This is a genomic window from Gimesia maris (assembly GCF_008298035.1).
In the GTDB taxonomy this organism is placed as follows: Bacteria; Planctomycetota; Planctomycetia; order Planctomycetales; family Planctomycetaceae; genus Gimesia; species Gimesia maris.
The window spans coordinates 5,238,307-5,263,409 of record NZ_CP042910.1; the positions used below are offsets into that span (position 1 = coordinate 5,238,307).

Annotated in this window: 22 protein-coding genes; 11 read left to right on the forward strand and 11 right to left on the reverse strand. The window is 48.2% G+C overall.

Annotated elements, in window-relative coordinates; genetic code table 11:
* Nucleotides 1–155 precede the first annotated feature (155 nt).
* Together GmarT_RS19245 and GmarT_RS19250 are read right to left on the reverse strand one after the other, a co-directional pair.
* The gene (locus GmarT_RS19245) at nucleotides 156–464 is read right to left on the reverse strand and encodes an acylphosphatase (RefSeq protein WP_002647683.1); all 309 of its coding nucleotides are present in this window, start codon (nucleotides 462–464) and stop codon (nucleotides 156–158) included.
* A gap of 121 nt (nucleotides 465–585) precedes the next feature.
* Nucleotides 586–789 (reverse strand): carbon storage regulator, encoded by a 204-nt coding sequence (locus tag GmarT_RS19250; RefSeq protein ID WP_002647682.1) that lies wholly within the window; start codon nucleotides 787–789, stop codon nucleotides 586–588.
* Nucleotides 790–1,389: 600 nt separating this feature from the next.
* On the opposite strand from GmarT_RS19250, the gene GmarT_RS19255 reads away from it, so the two are divergent.
* The 4 genes from GmarT_RS19255 (at nucleotide 1,390) to GmarT_RS19270 (ending at nucleotide 5,226) form a co-directional block, all read left to right on the forward strand.
* Entirely contained in the window at nucleotides 1,390–2,451 is a 1,062-nt protein-coding gene (locus GmarT_RS19255) for a Gfo/Idh/MocA family protein (protein WP_002647681.1), read from the forward strand.
* 252 nt (nucleotides 2,452–2,703) lie between these two features.
* Nucleotides 2,704–3,543, forward strand: a complete 840-nt coding sequence (locus GmarT_RS19260; RefSeq protein ID WP_002647680.1) for an MBL fold metallo-hydrolase — start codon at nucleotides 2,704–2,706, stop codon at nucleotides 3,541–3,543.
* A 243-nt stretch (nucleotides 3,544–3,786) separates the two neighbouring features.
* Nucleotides 3,787–4,713, forward strand: a complete 927-nt coding sequence (locus tag GmarT_RS19265) for a DUF1559 domain-containing protein (protein ID WP_002647679.1) — start codon at nucleotides 3,787–3,789, stop codon at nucleotides 4,711–4,713.
* A gap of 90 nt (nucleotides 4,714–4,803) precedes the next feature.
* Nucleotides 4,804–5,226 (forward strand): carboxypeptidase-like regulatory domain-containing protein, encoded by a 423-nt coding sequence (locus GmarT_RS19270; RefSeq protein ID WP_002647678.1) that lies wholly within the window; start codon nucleotides 4,804–4,806, stop codon nucleotides 5,224–5,226.
* A 111-nt stretch (nucleotides 5,227–5,337) separates the two neighbouring features.
* Here the strand turns inward: GmarT_RS19270 and GmarT_RS19275 are convergent, their stop codons facing one another.
* Entirely contained in the window at nucleotides 5,338–6,720 is a 1,383-nt protein-coding gene (locus tag GmarT_RS19275; protein ID WP_002647677.1) for a Gfo/Idh/MocA family oxidoreductase, read from the reverse strand.
* Nucleotides 6,721–7,042: 322 nt separating this feature from the next.
* Between GmarT_RS19275 and dinB the strand changes: the two genes are divergently transcribed.
* Complete coding sequence (dinB, locus tag GmarT_RS19280; protein WP_044238959.1) at nucleotides 7,043–8,233, forward strand: DNA polymerase IV; 1,191 nt, start codon at nucleotides 7,043–7,045, stop codon at nucleotides 8,231–8,233.
* Between the two features lie 13 nt (nucleotides 8,234–8,246).
* On the opposite strand, the gene GmarT_RS19285 is transcribed toward dinB, so the two are convergent.
* The 3 genes from GmarT_RS19285 to GmarT_RS19295 form a co-directional block, all read right to left on the reverse strand.
* Entirely contained in the window at nucleotides 8,247–8,498 is a 252-nt protein-coding gene (locus GmarT_RS19285) for a hypothetical protein (protein ID WP_002647675.1), read from the reverse strand.
* A gap of 242 nt (nucleotides 8,499–8,740) precedes the next feature.
* Complete coding sequence (locus GmarT_RS19290; protein ID WP_002647673.1) at nucleotides 8,741–10,978, reverse strand: ABC transporter permease subunit/CPBP intramembrane protease; 2,238 nt, start codon at nucleotides 10,976–10,978, stop codon at nucleotides 8,741–8,743.
* Nucleotides 10,978–11,754, reverse strand: coding sequence for an ABC transporter ATP-binding protein (locus tag GmarT_RS19295; protein ID WP_002647672.1), 777 nt, complete (start codon nucleotides 11,752–11,754; stop codon nucleotides 10,978–10,980). The genes GmarT_RS19290 and GmarT_RS19295 overlap by 1 nt, the downstream gene beginning before the upstream one ends.
* A 421-nt stretch (nucleotides 11,755–12,175) precedes the next feature.
* On the opposite strand from GmarT_RS19295, the gene GmarT_RS19300 reads away from it, so the two are divergent.
* Nucleotides 12,176–13,432: an outer membrane protein assembly factor BamB family protein gene (locus GmarT_RS19300; protein ID WP_149303120.1), complete on the forward strand. Its 1,257-nt coding sequence runs from the start codon at nucleotides 12,176–12,178 to the stop codon at nucleotides 13,430–13,432.
* Between the two features lie 43 nt (nucleotides 13,433–13,475).
* On the opposite strand, the gene GmarT_RS19305 is transcribed toward GmarT_RS19300, so the two are convergent.
* A complete protein-coding gene (locus tag GmarT_RS19305) occupies nucleotides 13,476–14,456 on the reverse strand; it encodes a hypothetical protein (protein ID WP_149303122.1) in 981 nt (326 codons plus the stop codon).
* Nucleotides 14,457–14,704: 248 nt separating this feature from the next.
* Between GmarT_RS19305 and GmarT_RS19310 the strand changes: the two genes are divergently transcribed.
* Nucleotides 14,705–15,754 carry an NAD(P)/FAD-dependent oxidoreductase gene (locus GmarT_RS19310; protein WP_002647669.1) on the forward strand — a complete coding sequence of 350 codons (1,050 nt, stop codon included), beginning with the start codon at nucleotides 14,705–14,707 and terminating at the stop codon, nucleotides 15,752–15,754.
* A gap of 14 nt (nucleotides 15,755–15,768) precedes the next feature.
* Nucleotides 15,769–16,338 (forward strand): tRNA 5-(aminomethyl)-2-thiouridylate-methyltransferase MnmM, encoded by a 570-nt coding sequence (gene mnmM / locus GmarT_RS19315; RefSeq protein ID WP_002647667.1) that lies wholly within the window; start codon nucleotides 15,769–15,771, stop codon nucleotides 16,336–16,338.
* A gap of 7 nt (nucleotides 16,339–16,345) precedes the next feature.
* On the opposite strand, the gene GmarT_RS19320 is transcribed toward mnmM, so the two are convergent.
* Nucleotides 16,346–16,591 (reverse strand): putative signal transducing protein, encoded by a 246-nt coding sequence (locus tag GmarT_RS19320; protein ID WP_157158970.1) that lies wholly within the window; start codon nucleotides 16,589–16,591, stop codon nucleotides 16,346–16,348.
* 345 nt (nucleotides 16,592–16,936) lie between these two features.
* Between GmarT_RS19320 and GmarT_RS19325 the strand changes: the two genes are divergently transcribed.
* Nucleotides 16,937–18,199, forward strand: coding sequence for a dipeptidase (locus tag GmarT_RS19325; RefSeq protein WP_149303124.1), 1,263 nt, complete (start codon nucleotides 16,937–16,939; stop codon nucleotides 18,197–18,199).
* A gap of 112 nt (nucleotides 18,200–18,311) precedes the next feature.
* Here GmarT_RS19325 and GmarT_RS19330 read toward each other — a convergent pair whose 3' ends face one another.
* Nucleotides 18,312–19,466 carry a hypothetical protein gene (locus GmarT_RS19330; RefSeq protein ID WP_149303126.1) on the reverse strand — a complete coding sequence of 385 codons (1,155 nt, stop codon included), beginning with the start codon at nucleotides 19,464–19,466 and terminating at the stop codon, nucleotides 18,312–18,314.
* Between the two features lie 1,582 nt (nucleotides 19,467–21,048).
* On the opposite strand from GmarT_RS19330, the gene GmarT_RS19335 reads away from it, so the two are divergent.
* Nucleotides 21,049–21,288 carry a hypothetical protein gene (locus GmarT_RS19335; RefSeq protein WP_002647660.1) on the forward strand — a complete coding sequence of 80 codons (240 nt, stop codon included), beginning with the start codon at nucleotides 21,049–21,051 and terminating at the stop codon, nucleotides 21,286–21,288.
* 126 nt (nucleotides 21,289–21,414) lie between these two features.
* Here GmarT_RS19335 and folD read toward each other — a convergent pair whose 3' ends face one another.
* Together folD and GmarT_RS19345 are read right to left on the reverse strand one after the other, a co-directional pair.
* Nucleotides 21,415–22,284, reverse strand: a complete 870-nt coding sequence (folD, locus tag GmarT_RS19340; RefSeq protein ID WP_002647659.1) for a bifunctional methylenetetrahydrofolate dehydrogenase/methenyltetrahydrofolate cyclohydrolase FolD — start codon at nucleotides 22,282–22,284, stop codon at nucleotides 21,415–21,417.
* Nucleotides 22,285–22,351: 67 nt separating this feature from the next.
* Nucleotides 22,352–22,843: a phosphatidylglycerophosphatase A family protein gene (locus tag GmarT_RS19345; RefSeq protein WP_002647658.1), complete on the reverse strand. Its 492-nt coding sequence runs from the start codon at nucleotides 22,841–22,843 to the stop codon at nucleotides 22,352–22,354.
* 317 nt (nucleotides 22,844–23,160) lie between these two features.
* Between GmarT_RS19345 and GmarT_RS19350 the strand changes: the two genes are divergently transcribed.
* Entirely contained in the window at nucleotides 23,161–24,882 is a 1,722-nt protein-coding gene (locus GmarT_RS19350) for an NADPH-dependent assimilatory sulfite reductase hemoprotein subunit (protein WP_002647656.1), read from the forward strand.
* The last annotated feature ends 221 nt before the right edge of the window (nucleotides 24,883–25,103 follow it).

The window sequence follows — 25,103 nt, forward strand, 5'->3', positions numbered from 1 at the left end:
AGCCCACAGGGCACTGATTACTTTACCGAGAAGAGGTGGGGAAAGTAAAGAATACAGGGTCATTCGTGCTCTGATTTCCCCAATCTGGAAGGCATGTTCGCTATAATTTGCCAAATTGGCTTTATACCAACCTGAAACTGCTCAATTGCATAGCTTTAGCGTTCGATCTGGAACTGCTGATAATGCGCCTCCGAGTCAATTTCTTCGACTGAAACATCCGTGACGTTAGTTGCGAATGTGAGCATCATATCATCAAAAAACTGCTCCAGAACTGTTTTATCCTGTGTTTGCACGACCAGTTCTACTGTGCCATCAGGCAGGTTTTTCACATACCCCGTAATCGGATACTGGTGGGCAAGACGCGTAGTCCGGTAGCGAAATCCGACCCCTTGCACCTGACCATGATAGACCGCGCGCAAAGTAACAGGAACAGACAAATCGGATTGCCCTGATTCAGCAAACATACCGACTGCTTTAACAAACGAAGTGAAAGTGATCCATAAACTATGCAGTTCAGATCTGCAACGAATGTGCGATCCAGTGAGACGGAACGCCTCAGGAAATGATAACGGACAGACAGCAAACCTAAGGCGAAGTCGTTTCTTCTGAGAACTGCTCTGTTTCTGGCAGATCCGAAAAATCGATACACAGTTCTTCACGCACGATACTCATACTGCGTGGGGCATCAATGCCTAATCTGACTGAATTCGGACCGATTCGAACAATCGTCAGGGTTACATCATCGCCAATCCGAATTCGCTCACCGGGCTTTCGTGATAATACAAGCATTTCTTTTCGAATCCTTCGTTGTCTGGCCCCTCATACTTCCCTGTTACCTTATTAAATAAGGTCGAAGCAACTTGCAGGATGAGGGTAGTTAAAGAGTACTCATCTAGACGGTTTGCTGAAAAACAGCCTTCTGCACCAGCAAACTGCCATCACTACGATGTCGACATCAGTATGATAACACTTTTTAATTTCTGATGTCTACCCCAGACTGAAAAATTACCACAAAGGTGCTTCAACCCCGAAAAACTGCCACCAGACTCGCCATTCACCCCATTTCCCTGCCCATTTTTTACGCAGGATAAAACATGCACAAAAAGCAGGCACAGCCTTCGCAACCTTTCTGTCCGCTCCCGAAAACTACACCTCTGCTATCCGGTATAATGGAAACAGGACCCCGGCATCTTCCTGAGTCCCCAGTCAGGCCATATGTAACAATCCGGCAGAAACACTTTTTCTATAATTCGGAAGCCCTGCTTCGGAAGTTAGATCAAGAACCTGAAAACCGATTGTGAAAAGCTTGACGATTGCTGCCACGGTCGTCAGTCTTTAGCAACAGTATTAACTAACTCAGATTTTCGACCACCTGACCAGGGGGACATCATGGTTCGTATTGGAATTATCGGCATCGGTTTTATGGGAATGGCTCATTTTGAAGGAGCCAGAAAACTCAAAGGAGCGAAGGTCACTGCAATATCAACCCGGGATTCCAAAAAACTGGCAGGCGACTGGAGCAGCATTGAAGGGAACTTTGGCCCTCGAGGTTCTCAGGTCGACTTATCCAAAATAAAGCAGTACAGCGATTACCATGATCTGCTGGCAGATCCCGATATTGATCTTGTTGATATCTGCCTGCCTACCCAAATGCATGAACAGGTGGCCCTGGATTCCATCCGGGCTGGAAAACACACCCTTGTTGAAAAACCGATCGCCATCGACCTGAAAGCGGCCAACAAAATGGTGAAAGCCGCCGAGAAAGCCGGCGTCCAATTCATGGTTGCCCAGGTTCTGCCCTTTTTCCCTGAATTTCAGTTTGCCGTCGAATGTGTCCGGAGCAATAAATATGGGAAACTACTGGCGGCCCACTTCCGCCGCGTGATGGCTCCCCCCAAATGGTCCGAAAACATCGAAGATTTCCAGAAACTGGGTGGCTGGGGAATTGATCTGCACATCCATGATAACCACCTGATCAGTCTAATGTGTGGTGTACCCACAAAAGTCACTTCACGGGGAATTGAGAATAAAGGTTTTATTAACCACGTTCACACTGTTTACGATTACGATGACCCGAACCTGGCGGTCAGTTGTGTCAGTGGGGGAATTGCGACAAGAGGCCTGGAGTTCGCGCATGGATACGAACTCTACTTTGAAGACGCAACCGTACTGTTTGGTGCAGGCACAATGGGAGTCGGCAAAAACAAGGAATGGGTTGTCAGTCAACCTCTCACACTGATTAGTAAAAATGGTCAATTAAAACACCCGAAACTCAAAGGGGGAGATGCGTGGTGTGCGGCATTCACCCTGGAATTACAGGCAGCCGTCGATGCTCTTCAAAGTGGCGAAGAACCGGAAGCATTATCAGGCGCACTGGCCAGAGATGCCCTGAAAATCTGCTACGCCGAGGCGAAAAGTATTCAAACAGGCCGATCCATTCCCGTTAAATAAGTGTCATCACTGCCTGTCAGATCAATATAACCGAGAACTCACCGCCGAATCTCGAACGCTTTACGATTTCCGGCGGTGTATTTATTGGTATACGGAAAGAATTGGGTTAACCTGACAGTCTTTCAATTTCTGAAGTTCCATTTGACCATTTAAATTACAAACTTACATCCCTTTGAACAACAATCGGAGAATCAACACGATTCCGATCCCGTTTCAGAGTCATCATTAAGTTTTGAATTCTCCAGTACGATTATGCTCGAAAATCTGCCTCTGCAATCTGTGAAATATAAAGGCTTCACCATTGAGGGCTACTCACGGGCCGCCGTTCAAAGCTACTGGAGAATCCCTGAACTTAAACTTGGCTTTGACCTCGGTGGCAGTCCCTGGTCTTTCATGGGGACAGCCGTATTTTTCATTACCCATGCGCACCTTGATCACATGGCGGCACTTCCTGCTTTTGTCGCCCGTCGGCGTATGATGAAGATGAGCCCACCCACGATCTACCTGCCTGAAGAAGTGGTCGATCCTGTCTGGAAAATGTTGAAAAGCTGGCAAAAACTGGATCGGGGCCGGATGGAATGTGAGCTGATTGGCTTAAAAGATGGAGAAGAAATACAGCTTTCACGGGAACACGCTGTCACTGCATTTCAGACCAAACACACGGTTCCTTCACTTGGGTTTCAGGTCTGGGACTGCCGGAAGAAGTTGAAACCGGAATTTCAGGGGAAACCGGAAACCGATATTCGAGACGCGCGCATCTCGGGGATTGAGGTCAGCGAAGAGATTCGAGTACCGCTGGTCTGTTACACAGGAGATACCGCCCCTGCCGGACTGGATCACTTCGAAACCGCATATGAGTCCAAAGTACTGATTACAGAAATGACTTTTTACCGACCCGAACACCGTCGGGAAAAAATTCATAAGTTCGGACACATGCATCTGGATGATATTGTCGAACGCGCAGAACGATTTCAGAATGAATTGATTATTCTGGCGCACTTCAGCACGCGCTATCACGACAACCAGGTTCAGAATGCGGTTAAAAAAAGGTTATCTGAAGATTTGCAGTCTCGAATCCACCTCTGGATGTGAAATAACCAGATATTCCTGCCAGTAATTCCGATTCACTTCGACTCTCCTCGAATCAGGATTGGCACAGGATATGCTTGCTACTGAACTATCAATTATTGAGAATAATCAGAACCTGACCTGCTCAATAATTCATCAAAACGCTCACCAATTTCCATCGTGTTACCCTAAATCCCAGCACTCTACCTGCGCAAAAATAGTCATACACCACTAATTGATTTTTAGTTCCGAAGAAGAGAATGCCCGATGAAACTCCAGCCAAATAAAGCTAAACGTGGCTTCACACTGATTGAACTTCTGGTTGTCATCGCAATTATTGCGATTCTGATTGCCCTGCTCTTGCCAGCCGTACAACAGGCACGTGAAGCCGCCCGCAGAAGCAGTTGTAAAAATAATCTGAAACAAATTGGCCTGGCCATGCACAACTATCTTGATACCCACAGTGTACTCCCTTACGGCTGGGCCTGGGATACCGGCTATGGTCCCTACACCAGAAGCCGCGAAACCTGGATGCAGCAGATACTTCCCTACATTGACCAAGCACCACTTTATAATGCTTATATCCAGGAAGACTTTGCTTACACGCATGGCTCCTCGCATCGATTTTCGATCATCCCGGCTCTCGTATGCCCTTCAAATCCGAGCGCGAATTTTTCTATCGCATTCAGAGGCAATTATGGAATGTGTGCGGGCAAAACAAATGACAGTTGGGGTAGTGAAACCGGTGATGGCATGTTCTATCGTTATTCAAGTACGAAATTCCGCGATGTAACAGATGGAACTTCGAATACAATTATGGGAGGGGAAGGTGTAGCACGCCCGAATGGTCCCAGTGCGAGCACCCCCTGGGGTGAAGTGGGAAACTACTGGGGTGGTGGCTCAACACATCATGGCAGTGCTTTCAACACGGCAGAACCTCCCAACTCTCCGGTACCCGACTGCAACTACTCATGTGCCAATTATGATATGGCCCAGTTTCCCTGTGCAGGTACGAATGCGGGACCAGTTTCATGTACGGGAACCAGGCGAACCTATTCCCGCAGTTTTCACGTCGGTGGAGTGCATATACTACTCGCAGATGGTGCGGTACGCTTTATCTCAGATAATATCGATCTGGGAACCTGGCAGGCACTTTCAACTCGTGCCGGACAGGAAGTCCTCGGCGAGTTTTAATAACCAACTTCATCTGAATCAATTTTTGACCTGATACGGATAACTCACGTCGATCGACAAGTTCAATTTCTAATAGACAGTTTGCAAACTATGATGCTTCGTTTCACATCTCATTCACTTGCCGTCATCCTGTTCGCTTCAGCATTCACAGGATGCAACAGTAGTCCTGAAGGTCCCCCACTGGAGACAGTAACGGGGACCGTCAAACTTGATGGTTCCCCTCTGCCAGATGCCAGTATTCTTTTCAAGGATCCTTCTGGCGAAAATAAATCGTACTTTGCCAGCGTGAAGGAGGGGGACTTCAGTACAGAAATGCAACCCGGTAACTGGAAAGTCCAGATTACCGCACGACGTCAGTCCAAAGATAAGATGGTTGATAACGCAGAGGGAACAGGTAAAGAACCTGCGATGGAACAATATTTACCAGCGGCTTATAACGAGAAGAGCACCCTCGATATCAATGTCAGCTCCGGTGAGGAAAATCACTTTTCTTTTGATTTGAACAGTAAATAGCGCGACTTCAAAATCAAACAGGACTTATTACAGCAATCAATAAAAATAGCCTGAAGGGGAACGAATCCCCCTCCAGGCCGAGCGCTTTGTCTGCTCAATCACAACGATTGTCTACGCGTTGGTTTCGTAGCCTTTACGTTGCTCTCTGCTTTGCCACTGATTGGCTTCGTCGTCACCAATGATCTGCTCTGTCTTAGGATCCCATTCCAGAGATCGATTCAGACGAATGGCAATGTTTGCCAGGTGGCAGGTGGTGATGGCACGATGATGCGTCATTACATCGGAAATGGGTTGTTCCCGTGCCTCGACGCATTCGAAGAAGTTACGCATATGATCGCCGGGCTGACGACCTTTGTAGAGTTTCTTGATGGTGTCACTGGAGAGCGGATTGTCTTTGAGGTCTTCAACAGGTTTTCCTGTCAGGTCGCCCCGACTGACAAACATGCGTCCTTTCGTTCCCGTAAACAGAATGCCGTTACGTCCCTCACTCTTGATCGTCATCTTGACATCGTTCGGGAAATTACACTGAACTTCAAACTTGGAAGCAACATTGTAAGCATCGTCTTTGGTCGGCATGCCATTTTTCAATGGAATCGGATGCTCAGCGGAAATTGGTATCACCTGGGTGGGTCCGGAATGATCCATGCCAATCCCCCACTGAGCGATATCAACGTGATGGGCACCCCAGTCCGTCATTTTGCCCCCTGAGTATTCATACCACCAGCGGAATTCATAATGACCACGAGTCTTGGGTCTGCCTTTCTCCCCTTCTCCCGCCTTCCAGCGATAATCGGTCAGCGGGGCTTGACCAAGCCATTTTTCCCAGTTCAAGGTCTTGGGTACATCAGCAACAGGAATCGAACCGCTGGGCCCCACACCGCCGATCACACACTCGACTTCAGTAATATCCCCCAGACGACCTTCTTTGATGACCCCCAGAGCATTCAGGAACCGTTGCCCCATTTCACTGCGCTGCTGTGTTCCCACCTGAAAGACGCGTCCTGTCTCTTTCAGTGCTTTGATAATCTGCTTCCCTTCATCGATGGTCAGCGTCAAAGGTTTTTCGCAATAAACATCTTTACCAGCTTTCATCGCTTCAATCGCGATCTTGGTATGCCAGTGGTCGGTCGTCACAATCGTGACAATATCAATATCGGGATTATCAAGAATCTTACGGTAATCTTCGAATACAGCAACTTCTTTATTATTTCCTTTTTTGCCCTGAATATCTTTTACCTTATCGTGAGCCTTATTGGCATGGGCTGCATCAACATCACAAACCGCAATGACATCTCCGTACTTCATTGCATTCGGGCCCACTGCATTCCAGCGGCTGCCTGTTCCGATACAACCTACCACAGGACGATCATTGGAGGCTTTAAATTTGTAGGCACTGGCGGGATCAATATGGAACCAGAATGGAACGCTGCTACCGGCAACGGCAGCGGCGGAAGTTTTCAAAAAGTCACGACGATTCTGATTTTGATTATTCACTGAAGACTCCTTATTGACTAAGTATTGAAACACCAATTCGCGTCAGCGAATCGCGTTCAGGCAGGAACAGGATCGATAATCGATAATTATAAGGCACAGGGAAACAGCATTGCAAAGATCAAGCTGCGTTTATATCTGATTTGACTTTATTCTTTTTTGTACGCCTCACAGGAAATCAATGTTAAAATGAATTCTGGCAAAACAAGATTGCCTGTAATAGAAGAGAACTGTGAAACCAATAGAAAGATCGTATAGCAGGATCGGACAGGAAGCGATCCGTTTATAAGTGATATTAAGAAATAGAACAGCAGCGATTTCCAGTATGCGAACAATCCTACACGTTGACATGGACGCGTTTTACGCATCAATCGAGGAACGGGACCACCCTGAACTGCAAGGTCAGCCCATCATCGTAGGAGGTCGAGCCGAGCATAGAGGCGTCGTTTCGGCTGCCAATTATCCGGCTCGAAAATTCGGTGTGCATAGCGCGATGCCAATGAAAACGGCCAGGCAACTGTGCCCCCAGGCGCATTTTTTTCCTGTTCGAATGAGTGACTATGCCGAGGTTTCTCAATCGCTACAGAAGATTTTTCGTAAATATACTCCGCTGGTGGAACCACTTTCTTTAGATGAAGCGTTTCTGGATGTGAGTGGCAGTCAACTCCTCTTCGGAAATGGGAGAGAGATCGCGGCCTCAATCAAACAGGAAGTCAGGCATAGCTTGCAGTTGATTGCTTCGGTCGGTGTCGCGCCCAATAAATTTCTCGCCAAAATTGCCAGCGATGCTGATAAACCTGACGGGTTGGTCGTTGTCGAACCAGATAAAATCCAGGAGTTTCTCGATCCACTGCCTGTTTCCCGAGTCTGGGGAATTGGAAAAATGGCAACACAGCGTTTTAATCGACTGGGCATCCAGACCATTTCGCAAGTAAGAGTATTAGAACCCAAAATCCTGACGGAACTGTTCGGCGAACAGGGCCTTCATTTGTGGAATCTTTCTCAGGGACTGGATGAACGGGCTGTGATCCCGGAAAGACAGGCCAAATCGATTTCGCGCGAAACCACTTTTTCCAGTGACGTCAATGACCTCGAAATACTGAGAATCATTCTGATGGACCTGGTGGAAGATGTGTCGCGTCGATTGCGCAAAAATAAACTGCGTGGTAAAACCATCCAGCTGAAAATCCGTTATGATGACTTTTCCACATTTACGAGATCCATCACAGTGTCCCAACCAACGGACCTCACCAGAGAAATTGAACAGTCAGCTTTACTAATGCTGGACCAGAAATTACCGGAGCGGCCACTGTCCATCAGGCTCATTGGTGTCGGCGTGACAGGATTTCAAAGCGGTTCGCAGCACCAGAAATCGTTATTCGATGAAGAAGATCAACAGAAATTTTCTCGCCTGGATCAGGTCAAGGATCAGATAGCCAGTCGCTTTGGAAGCAATTCCATTATCCGAGGCAATCGAATTGCCAGCGATGACGCTCAAGAGGAGACATCGTCTTAACCACACAAATAGATCAGTCTTTCAAAGCCGGTGCCCAGCGTTGTTTCTGGGTGATATCAAACCGAACCTGTGAATCATTCGCCGCTTTCTGCCCAGCCCGACTGCTGCCCTGCTCGATTAAATGCTTAAAATCAACTGTCATCCGGTTGACAATTTCAGGATGCTGCTCTGCCAGATCCTGTTCTTCACCAATATCGGATTCCAGATTGTAGAACTCTGTAATCGTCGGTTTGCAGCGCGACAGTTCCAGATTTCGCCGACTCATTTTAAAGACCAGTTTCCAGGGACCATTACGATAAGCAAATTCACCATGATTGGACTGGTTGACTCATGTCTGACGGGCATCATAACCACTTTTTCCCAAGTCACGCAGGCAGAAAAGGACACATTTCGAAGTCATTATTTCTCCAGTCCTGGAATGAATAAAAGAAGCTTCTTAATCCTGAAAACATTCAGGCCGGAAAGAAACTGCGAACCCAGATTTTCAAATGACAAATGAATTCGCATTCAACTGGCAGCCATTTCGGCAGCAGGCGTTTCAGTGGCAGGTATTGACGGCCTTCGATTACTGAGACGCACTAACGCGAAGCCGATGACCACAGCCAGAAAAGAACCAACAAGCCAGCTGACAGGCAAATGCTTCTGATTCTCAATATTGATTTCCCAGTCAACAAAGTAATTCTGATAACTGGCAATGGTAATCAGCAGGCCATTGTGAATCATATGCAACAGGATACCAGGGATGACACTGCGGGACCTTACATTCACGTAGGCCAGACATAGCCCCATAAAAAAGCTGGGGAAAAAGCGCTCGATAAACAGGGAATCCCTGACGATGACATGGAATAACGCAAACAGCAGTGATGATGCCAGTATCGCCCACCAGTTTGAGAAGCGATGCAGAAGCGAACTCAACAGATAGCCACGGAAAAACAGTTCTTCGCAGACAGCCGGCATGACAGCCAGCGAGATCAGCTTGACCCATAAGGGTACAGCTGCCAGTTCAATTTTCATTGATTCAAACAGGCGAGAAAGTGTTTCAATTCTTGTATCTGTTAATGCAAATATTTCTATTTCATAAGCGAAAGGCCATAAAGTGAACCCCAGGAGTACTGCCCCCAGACAGGAAACCACGCGAGGTTTAAACCAGCGAAAACCGGTCTTTAGATTCACCCCGCCCAACCAGGCGAACAGCAGTGGAATCAACAGAAACAGACAGAAGGTTAAGACTCCTGAAACCAGTAGTCGCTGAGATATTGTCAACTCTCTAAGGCGTCCCACAAAGGCAGCTGACAGGATAAAGACAGGAAACATCACCGCCAGGCAAAGCATCGCGTTGTTCAATGCCGGGTATTGATGAGTCTTGCGTGATCGCCTGAAGAAGTCAGACCACGACGTTTCACTCTGATACAGAATGGTATCCGTTCCAAAGATCCGGGCAGCGAGGCTGAGTGCGACAATGCCGTAAAATAAAGTTGAAAATACCGATATAAAAAATAACAGTGGCTCTGCTTCATGCAAGAGAAAGTCACGGCTCAATAACACAATATTCGCGAGAGGAATCACTGCCCACAGAGGTGTCATTTTCAGATCCGGTACCATTCCCAGAATTCCGGGAGCCATCGAAATCAGCATTAAGGGAATGAGATATGCCTGTGCCTCTTTGAAGCTGCGGGCAAAACTCGTGATACATAACAGGACAGCGGAGAAAAAAGCGGCAAAGATCACCAGTAACAATAAAATTTCCATCAATACGAACGGAGTCAACCCTTCACCAAAGAGAACTGTCTCCAGGCCGTTGGCATAAGCAGTTGCCAGCATGGCAGTCATATTAACCAGTGCCGTCATCACCGCGACAACCAGCACTGAAATAAATTTGGCACATAAAATCCACATCCTGGGCAGGGGTGCTGAAATCAGGGTTTCCAGCGTGCCCCGTTCCCGTTCGCCGGCAGTCAAATCGATGGCAGGATAGACGGCCCCCGTCATGGTCATCAGAATCAAAATCAGGGGAACGATAGTAACCAGCGAATAGGCCTGTACCATTTCTGACTTGACTGAGGAAAAGGAGGTTACAAAAGGAACGGTGGCACTCTCCCCCATATTTGTCAGCATCTGGTCCCGGTAGTTCCAGCGAACTGCCTGCAGCCGTTCTTCCACGTATTCTGCAGCACGCTTGCTGTGAGCAGATTGTGCACCATAAATGATCTGAAACCGCCCACTGTGTTCTTTCTGTTGCGCCTTCTCATTTTTGACTTCGATGGGAAAATAACGCACACCAACATCGACGACACCTTCGCGAACCAGTTTAAGTATGTTGTGATTCTCGCCCGTTGAATCGGCAATCATGAATTTCACAACGGGTTGGACATCCTGAAATGCCGCCAGTGCATTGTCAGTCTGGTTTTCCTGGACAGGTTTCAGTTTCTTAATGGAATGATTCCGCTCTGATAGGATTTTGTCCCCCTCTTCAAACAGCGCTCGGAACATCTGCCCTTCTGATTCATTAGGCAGAACAATTCGATACTCGATTTCATTGAGTTGTGAGGCCTGACTTAGAAAAAACTTCTGCAGCATCAGCCCCAATAAAGGATAGACCAGCAAGGGCATCAGAATCAGTGTAATGACGGTCCGTCGATCCCGAAGAATTTCGCGTAGTTCTTTTCGCAACAGTCCTGAGAACCGGAAAGACCTGGTGGGTGTATAAATGCGATCGTCAGAATCCTGATCGTAGGGGGATGCCATCAAATCAGTTCCCTTTGGGCGGCGGGTAAATTCTTTGCATTCTCAACGGGCGCATCGAGTAATTGCAGAAAGATTTGCGTCAGGGTCTGACAGGAAGTGCATTGCTGCAGTTCTGCCAGGGTGCCTTCGTAATTCTTTTTTCCATTATGCAACAGACCAAATCTGTCACAGAGCTGTTCGGCTTCATCCAGGCGATGAGTACTGACAATCACAGCTTTTCCTTCATCACGGAGCAGGTCGATATAATCAAAAATCACTTTGCTCCCGACAACATCCAGACCGCGCGTTGGTTCGTCCATCAGCATGACCGGTGGATCATGAATCAGTGAGCGAGCCAGGTTCACGCGCTGCTTCTGCCCGGTGCTCAATGTGGCAGAGCGCCGCTCCATGAAGGAGGAGAGCCCGAACCGTCGCGAGAGTTTTTCCACCTGATCTGCTGCCTGCAGCGCGGGGACACCATACACGTCTGCAAAAAACGTAAGAATCTCGCGAGGGGTCAGCCATTGATACAGGCCGGCACTGGTTGAGACCAGCCCCACGCGACGCTTGATTTCATCGGGATGGGTGGAAACCAGAAACCCTTCCACTTCTGCATCGCCACTGGTCGGTTTCAATAGCCCCAGGATCATCCGGAGCGTTGTCGTTTTGCCTGCCCCGTTCGGGCCCAGCAATCCATATACTTCACCGGGTTTGACTTGAAAAGAAACGTGGTCGACGGCAAGAATATCCTGATTTCCGGATTCGAAAATCCGTGTAAGATCTCTGACAAAAATCATTCAGGCCCTCATTTCCGCACACTGTAGACACAACGGACGTATAAAATCCCTACTGAATTTTCCAGCAGGATTTATCAGATACCGTCACAACACGACTTCAGCTTTGAATGGATTGACTTGCTATAAAAAGCGTTGATACCACAGGACCGTGATTTGAAATGCTGGCGCATACCCAACGCATCTTTGAACTGACTCATTCTAACAAACTCAAAGTCAATCTGTCACGAACTAAAAATAAATTCACCTGGAATCGTAGAATGACTGCTCCGGCATCGATTGTACCCCACTCTCATTTTTTCAAGAGTGTGATAAGACGGTCGAATCGCCTTGCACCATGTCGCCCGCCCGACCACAATAAACAGACACGATTCTCAACTCCCCCCGAAGTACTGCGACGATTCCGGAAACCAAAGGCCATAAGATGTCTCTACCAATCCCCAGACACTGTTTGCTCTGTATCATGATACTCTGTCTACATCCACATCTTGCAGTTGCAGAAGATGACTGGCGTGTCTGGCGGGGACCGAATGCCAATAACGTCGCTGCAGAAGGGGAAACCCCTCCTGTTAAATGGAGCGAATCGAAAAATATACGCTGGAAGGCGCCTCTTCCCGGTCGGGGGCATAGCTCGCCGATTGTGGTGAATGACCGTGTTCTGATTTCTACCGTGGACGAAGCAAAACAAATTCAATCTGTGGTCTGCTTTGATCGTACTACAGGGCGGCAGCTTTGGAATACTGATGTCAGTCAAGGAGATTTTGCCCCAAAGATTCACCAGAAAAACACACACGCTTCGCCCACCCTGGCTTCAAATGGGAAAACCGTGTTCGCGGTCTTTCCACAATTCGACCGGATTCAACTGACGGCACTCGACCTGGATGGGAAACAAAAATGGCAGATCAAAGCCGGCGGCTATCTGCCACTGGCATATCAGTTCGGCTATGCCCCTTCTCCCCTCTTGTACCGGGGGACCGTGATCATCACATCTGAATACGAGAAGAATGGTTTCATCGCTGCCTTTGATCAACAAACGGGCCGCGAAGTCTGGCGCATCAAGCGGCCGGAAAAGATGAATTTCTCGACCCCGATCGTGGCACAGATCGCAGGACGCGACCAGATGCTGCTCAGTGGTAATGCAAAAGTCGCAAGCTTTGACCCCCAGACCGGACGCGACCTCTGGTCCGCCCCGGCGATGTGGATCGTCAGTTGCGGGACGATGGTCTGGGACGGTGATCTTGTCTTTACCAGTGGAGGTTTTCCCTTAAAAGGGACGATGGCTGTCAAAGCCGACGGTTCAGGTAAAATTGCCTGGACGAATCGAGTGAAATGTTATGAACAATCAATGCTGGCCTACAAGGGTTATCTTTATGCCGTCGATGATAACGGCATCGCCTACTGCTGGAACGCACAAACAGGGAAGGAGCAGTGGAAAAGCCGCCTGGGTGGAAAAGTCTCTTCCTCACCGGTCCTGGCCAACGATCAGATCTACCTGACTAATGAGCTGGGCAAAACGTTCGTTTTTCGGGCGAGCCCCGAAAAATTTGAACTGCTGGCAGAAAACCAGCTTGGCGACGAAGGTTTCGCAACGCCAGCGATCTGTGGTAACCAGATCTTCCACCGAACTGCCAGCAGTAAATCAGGTAATCGACAGGAGTTTTTGTACTGTATCGGGAAATGAAAGCTTTAACTGTTCAACAACAGGCTTTCGACTGATTGTCTGTTTAGGGAGACTCAGTCTCTTTGTTCGGTACGGGTTTGACGTCCTCAGCTTCAGCAGGCACTGGCTGCGGTTTCCCTTCTACGGAATTTTTCTTTAAAGGAATCACTCTATTTCGGCCGAACCGAAATTGCGATGACTTTAACTCTCTTGGCAAATGAAAGACATGCCGGTTCGCGGTATAACCGTTCGTCCATTGGTAACGAATCTGATCTTCTTTGGGACGCACACTGATCTTGGGACAACTCCAGACTTCTTTCCCGTCCAGTTTCACCAGATTCGCCGCAGCTGACAGACGGGCACAACCATAGTTCCAGGTCTTGCCATCGGTTTCAAAGATGAGAAACACTTCAGGATTGAATCCGCGTTCGAAGAAAAACACTGCGGCATCTGAATTTTTATCCTCCGTAGTCTGATAGCGGTCGAATGGTATCGGATGCAGATTCAGATGGATCAGTTCTCTGCCCAGCATTTCTTCTGCCGAAAATCGGATGGCCATCTGCTCCATCTGGTCTAATCGGCCTTCCGGGGTGTCGGCGGGTTGGGGACCATCGGGAAAGGGTTGAAATTTTGCATCCACTTCCCAGGGTTGCCAGCTGACATTTTGCCCATCGATACGAAAGGGACCTTCTGACATGGATACAAATTCAAATGTCGCACGCCCTGCCGTATCCTGAGGATGATCCATCTCTACGGCGACATAGGCACGTGGCCTCCCCTTATCACCCAGACGCCAGATGGCACCTTTAGTCACTTTATATCTTGGATCCTGATACTGCATGACGGGCTCCTGAACAAATTGGAGCGGTTCTGTTCGCTTCTCTTTTGTACGGATCGACCAGGCATTAAGCAGATGACGCATAATTTCAATATTGGAATCATCCGCTTTCTGCTCCTGTTTTTCATCGGCCACTGAAAATAACTGGAAACCCAATAGAAGTGTTATCCCGGACAGAAATGCGACTTTCCTTACGCCAAATATCATGGTCTTCCTTCCCTGTAACAAAACAATAGTTATCACAAATACACTATATGAACACATTCACAAAACATATTCAACAACTTTATTTATAAAACCCAAATACTGCCCCTGTTGATCTATGTGCTGTGATTGATTCAGTGATCGACTCTAGCCGAACGGTTGCATCAAGCAGCTTCATCCATAATGATTTGTCAGTTCCTGACATCAACATTTTCCCTGTCAAAACAGCAGCACACACAGTACTATTGGCCATGATCCAAACTGATTATCTCATTATCGGACAGGGTCTGGCAGGGACAGCATTAGCCTGGACTTTGATCAGAAGAGGCTATCGCGTTCAGATACTGGATCGATGCGAACTGATCACCTCTTCTAAAATCGCTGCTGGACTCATCACCCCCATCACCGGGATGCGACTGGTCGTTTCCTGGCGTCTCGAAGAATTCTTCTCATTCGCTACGGACTTTTACCGAAGTATCGAACGTGATACAAAGCGACAATTTTATGAGATAAAACCCATGCTGCGGCTGTTCGCTTCACCCGCTGAAATTCAGCAGTATGCACAACGCTCACGCACACATTTCCCGGAACTGGTCACCATTCCCGAGCCGTTAGCAGATGAGAGTCAATTTGAACTGACTCAAGGAGGCTTTGAAATGATGGGCGGGCAACTGGATGTACCATCCTACCTGGAAGCATCACGTCACTATTTCGAAGCCCGTACCCTGTTTCAACAGGCAGAACTAGATCCGGTCAAAGACCTGGAATTACACTCGGATACAGTCAGACTGCCCCGCTGGAATATGATGGCTGACAAAATCATTTTCTGTGAAGGCATCCACAGCCAACAGAATCCCTGGTTTCAAACGGTGCCATTCGAAGGCGCCAAAGGGGAAATACTCACCCTGAAGATTCCAGGGCTGAATGAGCGACGCGTGGTCCATCGAGGTATCTGGTTAGCCCACTGGAAAGAGGATCTCTACCGTGCCGGTTCGACTTATGATCGCGAACACCTTAATTGCGAACCGACCCCGGCAGGACGAAAAGAAATCTGCTCGCGCCTGGCAGAATTTCTGAAACTCCCTGTAGAAGTGGTCGAACATCGCGCTGCCGTCCGGCCTGTCATCCGGGGCCGCTTGCCCATTCTGGGACTGCATCCAGAGCAGCCTCAAATTGGATTTTTTAACGGTTTTGCCTCAAAAGGAAGTTTGCAGACTCCCTGGATGGCAGATCATTTTGCAGATATTCTGGAGGACAGGACGACTCTGGATAAATCACTCGATCTCGCTCACAAAATATAAAGTAAAGCTTCCCTATGATGCGCCTCACCGATCAGGCTCATGCTCTGATATCCCAAGTGTTCCAGCCAGGCGAGACTGCGGTCGATGCCACCGCTGGTAACGGACATGATACTCGTTTTCTCTGCGAGTTGGCTGGCAAGTCTGGAAAAGTCTTTGCCATCGATATCCAACAGCAGGCGCTGGACCAGACAGCGGTCATGCTGCAGGAATTAGAATATCATAATTTCGAACTGATCTGTGGAGACCATCGTCTGATTTCAGAATTGATTCCTACCCAATATCAAGGTCGAATCGGTGCAGTCATGTTCAACCTGGGTTACCTGCCTGGAGGAGATCACAATCTGATTACGCAACAGTCATCAACCCTGACCGCGCTCAACGCAGCAAAAGAATTCCTGCGTCCCGGAGGGATCATGACCATCCTCGCTTATCCGGGACACCCTGGGGGTGACGAAGAAACCGTCGCCATCGACCAGTGGTTGAGTCAGTTATCAGCAATAGAATACCAGACGGAAACCATTCACGCCCACTCGGCTTCAGCAGCAGCCCCTTGCCTGTTTGTCCTCAGAAAGCAGGAACCCTGAAAGCGATTCACTCTTCTTCAGATGAATCCTCTTCTGACTCGGACGATTCACGAATTTCATCAATGATTTGTCGGGCGCGATCCACGTTCGAACTCATGACGTCAACTTTGATCTCAAAGATCCCCGTCAGGCCGGCCTGCAACTCATTTTCGAGTAAACAGCGAATCCCTTCACCTTCCAGTGTCATTTTAATAAATTCCGCTTCCATTGCATTCGTGGTCGAATACACTGTTTCCAGGCTTTCACTCATCATTAGCATCCTCAGACAAACCATCAATGCAGTGGTAACCCCTGCATCGAGCGCTCAACAGTCAGTCACAAGTGAATCTTGTACCGACTCAAACTAACCAGAATCTGTGCTGACATCAATATCAATTCTGACTTTCGCAGGAGAAGCTCCTGACAACACACTGTGAATCGTCTATTCTACAGCGCTTCGCATTTAAACATAGCAGCTCACAAGCTAATCCACTCGTTTCAAATGAAACTGGAGACGCTGCGGTAAAACGGGACACAGCCTGAGACTGAATATCTCAAGTGGAAAACAGCCCCGGTGAATCTTTTGAGCATTATCTTTCTATATGTTGGAAATAATACTATGAGCTTCAACAATCGACCATTACAGAAAACTCTTCCTGGCTTGCTGCTGGCACTTTCCTTTTTCTGCTCAGCTCAAACAGGGCAGGCTGACGAACCACCAGATCGCAAGCCCGTCATCCTGTCAGACCGGGCTCGACAGTTGCATCAGAAATGTCTGGTCATTGACGGGCATAACGATCTTCCCTGGGCCATGCGGGAAAAAGCGGCCTCATCATTCAAGCAGGCTGACATCGCTGAGCCTCAACCTCAGTTTCATACAGATATACCACGTCTCAAACAAGGAAATGTGGGTGCGCAATTCTGGTCTGCCTATGTCCCCTCGGAAACACAAAAAGAACGGAGATCAGCACATTACACCCTGGAGCAGATCGATCTGATCCATCGCATGATTAAGCGATACCCTGATACGTTCGAGATGGCTGCTACCGCAGATGATATCGACCGGATTCACAAATCGGGCAAAATTGCCTCCATGATAGGAGTAGAGGGCGGCCATTCCATTGAAAATTCGTTGTCACTGCTGCGGATTTTCTATGGACTGGGTGTACGCTATATGACATTGACGCATTCCGACTCGCTCGACTGGGCTGATTCAGCCACCGACACCGCCATCAGTGACGGACTGTCCCCCTTTGGAGAAGAAGTGGTCCTGACCATGAATCAGCTGGGCATGCTGGTTGATATTTCACATGTATCTCCGGCAACGATGGAAGATGTTCTGCGGGTGAGTAAAGCCCCCATCATCGCGTCACATTCCTCAGCACGCGCCATAGCCGATCATGCGCGGAATGTTCCCGATGAGATCCTGGTCAAAGTGAAACAGAATGGCGGCGTGATCATGGTGAACTACTTCTCCGGTTTTGTCGTCCCCGAATCGGCAAAACAGATGACCGAAATGTTTCATATCAGACGGGAACTGAAACAGAAATATCCAAATGAAACGGATTACAATCGGGAATACAATCGCTGGAAAAGCAGCCATAAAATGAAGCCGGGAACGATCCACGATGTCGTTGATCATATTGACCACATCGTAAAAGTTGCAGGCGTGGATCACGTCGGCATCGGCTCTGACTTTGATGGCGTTTCCACCCTGCCCGCTCAGCTTGAAGATGTCTCCACGTATCCCCTGATCACACAGGCCCTTCTGGATCGAGGTTACACAGATCAGCAGATCAAACAGATTATGGGGCTGAATCTGATGCGTGTGCTGCGCCAGGCGGAACAGGTTGCGAAACAACTTCAACAGACCACTGACTGACACATCCCCATCCCTCTGGACGCTTCTGCAGTGAATGAGTACGCGATAGGTACAAAAAAACGTCCTGTTCCCAGGACGTTTTTTCTTTACATTTGAATCGCCAGATACAGAATTACGGCACGGGCTGAGTTGGCTGCAGTGGTTTTGGTGCTTCCAGTATCGTGGGTGAATTAACTGTCGGAGCCACTTGAGGAGGCGCCGGTAGTTTTTTCTGTGCCGTAACTTTCTGCTGCGCTTTCAGGCTTTTTACATAATCAGTCAGTAACTGATATGTATTCTGGAATTCCTGGCGATGGGTGATCACCTGATAGTTGGAATCAAGCTGTATCTGCTGATAATTTTGCACAATCGGTTCCAGTTCTTCCACAGAAGGATTCGGTCCTGTTGTCGAGAAGTTTTCCGGGAGTGCCAGATAATCTTTCCACGCCTCGTCCAGTGTCTGTTCCAGTTCCTGAAACGAACTTAGCAGTTCGTATTTCAAATCGTCAACCTGAAGATCCTGTTGAGCGAGTTTCGCAGTCTGCTCATCAATACGCAGCATGTCCCAGACTTCAGAAGCTCCTCCGGTGAAGTAGATGATCACGGTCGACTTATCTTTGGTCAGACTGTCCAGACCGGTCTCCATGGTGATGGTATCTTCTTCTCCGATCTTCCAGGCGACACGTTGTTTTGATTCATCAATGGCCCCCTGAAGCGGCAAAGTAATGTTCCCGTCTTTATTGAAATAGGTACCGGCGACCGCACCGTTTTTCCCCACAGCAAGCTGCACGGTAACATTGACCTCCGTTGTCCCCTGAGGAACGATGGCAAAGATCCCCACAGGCATCCACTCGGTCGCATCCTCCGGTGGTGGTACACTGTCTGCAATCTGATCAGCTTGAGACTCATAAGCGGACACAGGCGCCATCTGCACGCCATTATTATAAATGTAACCGTCATTGAGCGAGTAATCATATACAACCGGATTCAGGCTGTTATAACCGATCCACGCTGACAGACCACCGAACGTTGACCAGACCCAGGGACGATAACCGTAGCGGCGATAGTGGTAGTAAGGATAGTATCCATATCCGTAGCCCGAACCAAATCCATTTCCCAATGCATATCGTGATCGATATCCGGACCAGTAACCAGGTCGGTAATGATATCTGTTGTTACCATGTCGTGCGTGGTTTCCACTATTTCGATGCGCTCCTCCGGGTCGTAAGCCCGGCCCATGCGAAACATGATGATCCCGATCGCCATGGCGGCCTCCCCCTGGTCTCAACCCGGGACTACCAGAGTGACGGTCCCCAAATCCCTGATGATTTCGACTCGAACTGAAACCGGAACTTCTATTGGAGTGAGGACTTCCTATACTGTTGGATGTACCAGATCTGAACCGGCTGCTTCCCGGACTTAATCCCGGATTATTACCCCGCTGCGAAGAACCACTCTTGAACCGGTTGTGAGATCCACTATTGAAATGCGAAAATCCTGAACTGCCTCGCCCCCTGCTTCCAGGACTGAGGCCGGGATTACCGCTCCGACTTCCCTGGCGGGATGAGATGGAACCAGAACGTCTTGATGTACCAGACTGACTTCCTCTTGAGAAATCAAATGATTGACCGGGTTTCATTGCCGATCTGGAAGTGCGATTCGAGGAGGAATTCAACGATCGGGAAGGAGCACTCTGTCGCGGTGCAGTAGAACGGCGTTGAGAAAAAGAATGACTTCTTGAAGGAACCGAGCGTGAAGAACGGCCAGAACGCGAACTCCCTCTTGAAATACTGCCTCGGGAAGAACTCCCCCGTGACATTCCACTGTGATGACCACTGCTCCCGCGAGACATTCCTCCACGATGGCCACCGCCGCTGTGACCGCTACTTCCGCGTCCGCCGCCTCCGCCCCGTTGCGCAAAAATATCAGCCTGACTAAAAGCCAGTACTGCTAAAAATGCAAATATGACACCCGTTCGTTTTATGTAATTTATCATCGCTTACACCTGTTCGATCAAAATAACCGCAGCCTTCTGATCGATCTCATACACGAGCCTGCAGAGACTCAGCCGTTTGCTGATCCTGCTCGATCCCGTTTTTGTTAATAAAAACAATTCTGATTCTGATACAGAATTGTTAAATGAGTTTTTCACTCAGTGAGGTCCAGAACAGTCATCGAGAACACCTCATTTACTTTTACTGAAAGCAGGACGTATGTCCCGGCCACACCAAATGGCTCAGACTTCAATAAAAAGATTGAAGGTCATAACTCAAAGGACTGTAAGAACACCGTAAAAGATTGAGGCCCGTTCAATCACAAATCATCTATGAAGCACGTGAATCGAACTGAAATTGTCCTGCGATTGAGCCTGTAATTCGTGAGAGAGCTTTGTGGGCAGGTGAAAAAGAGACCAACACATTAAAAACCAGGTTTTTGATTCATAACTGCAGGATCAACAGATTGCGATCACCAGTCAGACATCAACGGCCTTGAACAGCTTGCCGAGTTCGCATGTACGATTCCTGTTCGTTTCAATATTCACGATAGGTCTGTTCTATCTGAAAGTCAATATATGACATTTTTCTCTGAGTCCTGAAATCCAAGAGTACCAGGCTGATCTGCTTACACGTGGCCCCATAAGTAATAAGGGCCTGCAAGGACGGAGCAAACTGAAAACTTTTTGGAATTTTCATAATTCCGGGGAATAAACCTGAGACAGTCAGCCTCTTATGTTTAACAGGGGGGCTTGTTTGAATAGTGAAAACCGGCCTGATTACAGGGTTTCTTTCAAAATATGACGGAATTAAACCCGATTTGTGAGATTCTCAGTCTGACAAATCAGATAACTAATCGAGAAATGGAGAACAGAGATGAAATTACTTTCGACACTCTTTACGTTGCTGGGACTGACATTATTCGCTGTTGGATGTGGTGATAAACCTGCCCCAACTCCCGAACCAGCACCTGCTGAAACACCAGCCGAAGATCCTGCAATGCCAGCAGATGACACTGCCGCACCAGCTGAAGATCCTGCTAAACCAGCCGCTGAAGAACCAAAGGCTGATGCGCCCAAGGCAGAAGAAAAGCCTGCAGATCCTAAGACTCCTTAATTGAGTCTGACTGCTACCTCGCGTAACAGTCGTAAATACAAAAAGCTCTCCCGAACAACGGGAGAGCTTTTTTTTCGAATCTTCGAAGTCATTTATCGATCTCATATGCTGAAACAGCAAATCAGGTCAATTGCTGTCAGACTGGATACGGGCCGCCGTCAGTGTATTCTTTAAGAGCATGGCAATCGTCATCGGGCCCACACCACCAGGAACGGGAGTGATCGCCGACGCAACCTCTTTGACTCCCTCAAAATCAACATCACCCACCAGCCTGTCGTCGACACGATTGATACCAACATCAATTACAATCGCTCCCGGCTTCACCATCTCAGCGGTCACAAACTCAGGTTTTCCAATCGCTGCAATAATAATATCTGCAGTTTTGACGATCTTGTTCAGATTCTGAGTCCGGCTGTGACAGATGGTCACCGTTGCATCTGCCCCCAGCCCCCGTTGAATCAGCAACATGGCCATGGGTTTCCCTACGATTTCACTACGCCCTAAAATCACAGCATGTTTTCCAGCTGTTTCCATTTTGGTAGAGAGAATCATCTGCTGTATTCCGTACGGAGTACAGGGCAGATAACGGGGGCGTCCCTGAACAATCAATCCCACGTTCTCCGGGTGAAAAGCATCTACATCTTTCAACGGATTGACCACATCCAGAATGGCTGTCTCTTTGATGTGTCCGGGCAAAGGCAGTTGGACGAGAATACCATGCACCCCGGGATCTGCATTCAGTGATTCAACAATCGAGATCAATTCGGCTTCAGATGTTTCAGCCGGTAAGCGTTTCAGTGTGCTCTGAATACCCGCTTTTTCGCACGCGCGCTGTTTATTGCGAACATAGACGGCACTGGCGGGATCGTCACCCACGAGGACAGCCGTCAGATGCGGGATAATATTTTTTTCATTTTTGAGCTGACTGACTTCTTCAGCAATCTGTCCGCGAAAAGTTGCGGCAAGTGCTTTTCCATCGATAATCTCTGCAGACACTCTAACGATTCCTTCAATATACGAGAAACTCCTGATCGTTTCACAAGATAACGCATCTAAAGGAAATCTAAAACCACCCCAAAAGAATTAATGTCACGTAAAGGCAAATCGCTGCATAAACCGCGGCAACATAATCATCAGACATGATTCCCCAGCCACCATGGATCCGATCGAAAAATCGAACCGGCCAAGGCTTCCAGATGTCAAACAGACGGAACCAGAGAAATCCGATTACAGACACCCAGAAGAACCGTAAATTGAGCTCCAGGTGGAAAGCAGGTAGCAAGACTACCGTGAATGCACCTATTTCATCAAAAACAATACATCCGGGGTCATCAATCCCCAGAAGTTTCGCCCCCTGATCACAGAAATAGACCCCCAGCAGAAAGATGACCACGGAAACCAATAAATAGACGGGCCACCCAGGATGAAACCACAGTAGACCTGCGACCAGCGGTGGTCCCAGTAGACTGCCAAAGGTACCAGGAGCACGAGGAATCCAGCCTATACCGAGTCCCGTGGCACATAAAAGAATTGATTGTTTCTTGATGTTTCTCATTTATGGTAAATATCTGGTCAGCAAATTCTCTGCTGCGAAGGACACGGAAAAGTCACTATTCAAGATTATGGAAGTCGTTTATACTTCATAAAAAGTACAACTCACCCTGCAGAGAATGAACAAAAAAACACCGTCACTTTTTCCAGGAATACCTGCTTCAATCCACGTAATGGACTGTTTCGATAGCCTGGATCGTACCTGTTATAACTCAGATTTTCCAATTGGATTCCAATAAAACCTACCTAGTCATTCAGAAAAGCTTCCGGTGAAGTGCGGCTCTGAATGTCGTTTTGACAAAATCAACCAGGATTGATCTTATGACATCCCAAGAAGGCCCCAAGCTTTCCAAAATGGAGTTTATTAAAGAAGGCAGTCATCAACTGCGTGGCACCATTGCTGAAGAACTGCAAAACGACAGCGATGAATTCTCCGGCGATTCGACACAACTATTGAAGCATCATGGCACTTATCAACAAGACGACCGTGACCTCAGAAAAGCCAAAAATCCGGATGGAACCCCCAAGGGTAAAACATTCAGTTGCATGATTCGTACTCGAGTACCGGGCGGTAAAGTCACTGCAGATCAATTTCTGGCGGAACTGGACCTGTGTGACAAATACGGAGACGGAACAGTCAGACTGACCACACGACAGGGATTTCAGTTGCATGGCGTCATCAAAGGGAATCTGAAAGCAGCCATCAAAGGGATTAATGACACCAAGCTGACCACACTGGCCGCCTGCGGTGACGTCAATCGAAATGTAATGGCCTGCCCTGCTCCCTATAAGAACAATGCCATTTTCGACTCCATGCAGGATATGGCATATGCGCTTGCGGAACATCTCCGCCCCAAAACGACCGCTTACTTCGACTTGTGGATTACAGACGAAGAAGGCAATAAAACCAATGAAGCCGAGTTCCAGCCGGTTGAGGAACCGATCTACGGTAAAACGTATCTCCCCCGTAAGTTTAAAATCGGTATTGCCCTGCCCGAAGACAACTGTGTCGATATCTACACACAGGATATCGGCCTGCTGGGAATCGTCGAAAATGACGCCATTGTTGGATATAATTTCTATGTCGGTGGCGGCATGGGAGTGACACCCAGCAATAAAAAAACCTACCCCGCTTTAGGCAAGCCTCTGGGTTTCGTCGAAAATGACCAGGTACTGGCGGTTGCGGAAGCGGTCGTGAAAGTACAGCGTGACCTCGGTAATCGTGAAGACCGTAAACAGGCTCGTATGAAGTACCTGGTAGATAACCTGGGAATCGAAACCTTCCGTGAGAAGGTTGAAGCTCATTATGGTTCAACGATTGCAGTTCCCCGTGATATTGAAGTAACGGGTATGGAAGACCATATGGGTTGGCACGAACAGGGAGACGGAAAACTGTTTCTCGGTGTAAACATCGAAAATGGTCGTATCAAGGACGAAGGGGAACTTCGCATCAAATCTGGTCTGCGAAAGATCCTGGAAACCTATAAATTCAATGCCCGTATCACAGCGAAACAAAGCGTAATTTTCTGCGACATTGATCCCGCTCTGCGTAACGAAATTGATCAGATCTTGACGGATCACGGAATGAAAAAAGCAGATGAACTTACCCTGATTCGTCGTTTTTCAATGTCCTGCCCGGCACTTCCCATGTGTGGGTTATCCATCACTGAATCGGAACGAGTGATGCCTGCATTGATTACCGAATTTGAGGAGGAACTGGCTCGCCTGGGACTGGAAAACGAAAAAATCTCTGTCAACACAACAGGTTGCCCCAACGGTTGTGCCCGCCCGTATGTTCCCGATATCGGACTTGTCGGAAGGGCTGTGGGTAAATATACGCTCTATCTGGGTGGAAACTCGCTCGGAAACCGGTTGGCTTTCATATATGACGACATGGTCCCCTTAGCTGAAATCACCAGCAGAATTTCGCCGATACTGGAGTCTTTTAAAGAGGAACGTCAGGATGGGGAATCCTTTGGTGATTTTTGCCACCGAATGGGCAAAGAAGCATTACAGGAGAAAGCGGGACTCGCTGCAAAATAATGTGAGATCACCAGATCCGGACATTTTTCACCGAACCCTCCATCGCCAGACCTGTCTTTGATTTTGACAAATTCAATCGACAACGGGTTGACCATGGCCGATTGCGCAGGTAAATTGTCAGGAAAATCAGGCGGTCCAGGCCGCCCAGTTTAATCCAGATGAAGAATTAAAAAGTAATGCAAGTACACAATCGACTAAACCTGAGCCTGCTACGAAACCTG

Coding starts and splice junctions, on each gene's coding strand:
- GmarT_RS19305 (WP_149303122.1), bottom strand. CDS start 14,456: ATGATATTTGGCGTAAGGAAAGTCGCATTTCTGTCCGGGATAACACTT.
- mnmM (WP_002647667.1), top strand. CDS start 15,769: ATGATGCGCCTCACCGATCAGGCTCATGCTCTGATATCCCAAGTGTTC.
- GmarT_RS19325 (WP_149303124.1), top strand. CDS start 16,937: ATGAGCTTCAACAATCGACCATTACAGAAAACTCTTCCTGGCTTGCTG.
- GmarT_RS19250 (WP_002647682.1), bottom strand. CDS start 789: ATGCTTGTATTATCACGAAAGCCCGGTGAGCGAATTCGGATTGGCGAT.
- GmarT_RS19335 (WP_002647660.1), top strand. CDS start 21,049: ATGAAATTACTTTCGACACTCTTTACGTTGCTGGGACTGACATTATTC.
- GmarT_RS19350 (WP_002647656.1), top strand. CDS start 23,161: ATGACATCCCAAGAAGGCCCCAAGCTTTCCAAAATGGAGTTTATTAAA.
- GmarT_RS19265 (WP_002647679.1), top strand. CDS start 3,787: ATGAAACTCCAGCCAAATAAAGCTAAACGTGGCTTCACACTGATTGAA.
- GmarT_RS19255 (WP_002647681.1), top strand. CDS start 1,390: ATGGTTCGTATTGGAATTATCGGCATCGGTTTTATGGGAATGGCTCAT.
- GmarT_RS19285 (WP_002647675.1), bottom strand. CDS start 8,498: ATGAGTCGGCGAAATCTGGAACTGTCGCGCTGCAAACCGACGATTACA.
- GmarT_RS19345 (WP_002647658.1), bottom strand. CDS start 22,843: ATGAGAAACATCAAGAAACAATCAATTCTTTTATGTGCCACGGGACTC.
- GmarT_RS19295 (WP_002647672.1), bottom strand. CDS start 11,754: ATGATTTTTGTCAGAGATCTTACACGGATTTTCGAATCCGGAAATCAG.
- GmarT_RS19310 (WP_002647669.1), top strand. CDS start 14,705: ATGATCCAAACTGATTATCTCATTATCGGACAGGGTCTGGCAGGGACA.
- GmarT_RS19245 (WP_002647683.1), bottom strand. CDS start 464: ATGTTTGCTGAATCAGGGCAATCCGATTTGTCTGTTCCTGTTACTTTG.
- GmarT_RS19270 (WP_002647678.1), top strand. CDS start 4,804: ATGATGCTTCGTTTCACATCTCATTCACTTGCCGTCATCCTGTTCGCT.
- GmarT_RS19300 (WP_149303120.1), top strand. CDS start 12,176: ATGTCTCTACCAATCCCCAGACACTGTTTGCTCTGTATCATGATACTC.
- GmarT_RS19320 (WP_157158970.1), bottom strand. CDS start 16,591: ATGATGAGTGAAAGCCTGGAAACAGTGTATTCGACCACGAATGCAATG.
- GmarT_RS19260 (WP_002647680.1), top strand. CDS start 2,704: ATGCTCGAAAATCTGCCTCTGCAATCTGTGAAATATAAAGGCTTCACC.
- GmarT_RS19290 (WP_002647673.1), bottom strand. CDS start 10,978: ATGGCATCCCCCTACGATCAGGATTCTGACGATCGCATTTATACACCC.
- dinB (WP_044238959.1), top strand. CDS start 7,043: ATGCGAACAATCCTACACGTTGACATGGACGCGTTTTACGCATCAATC.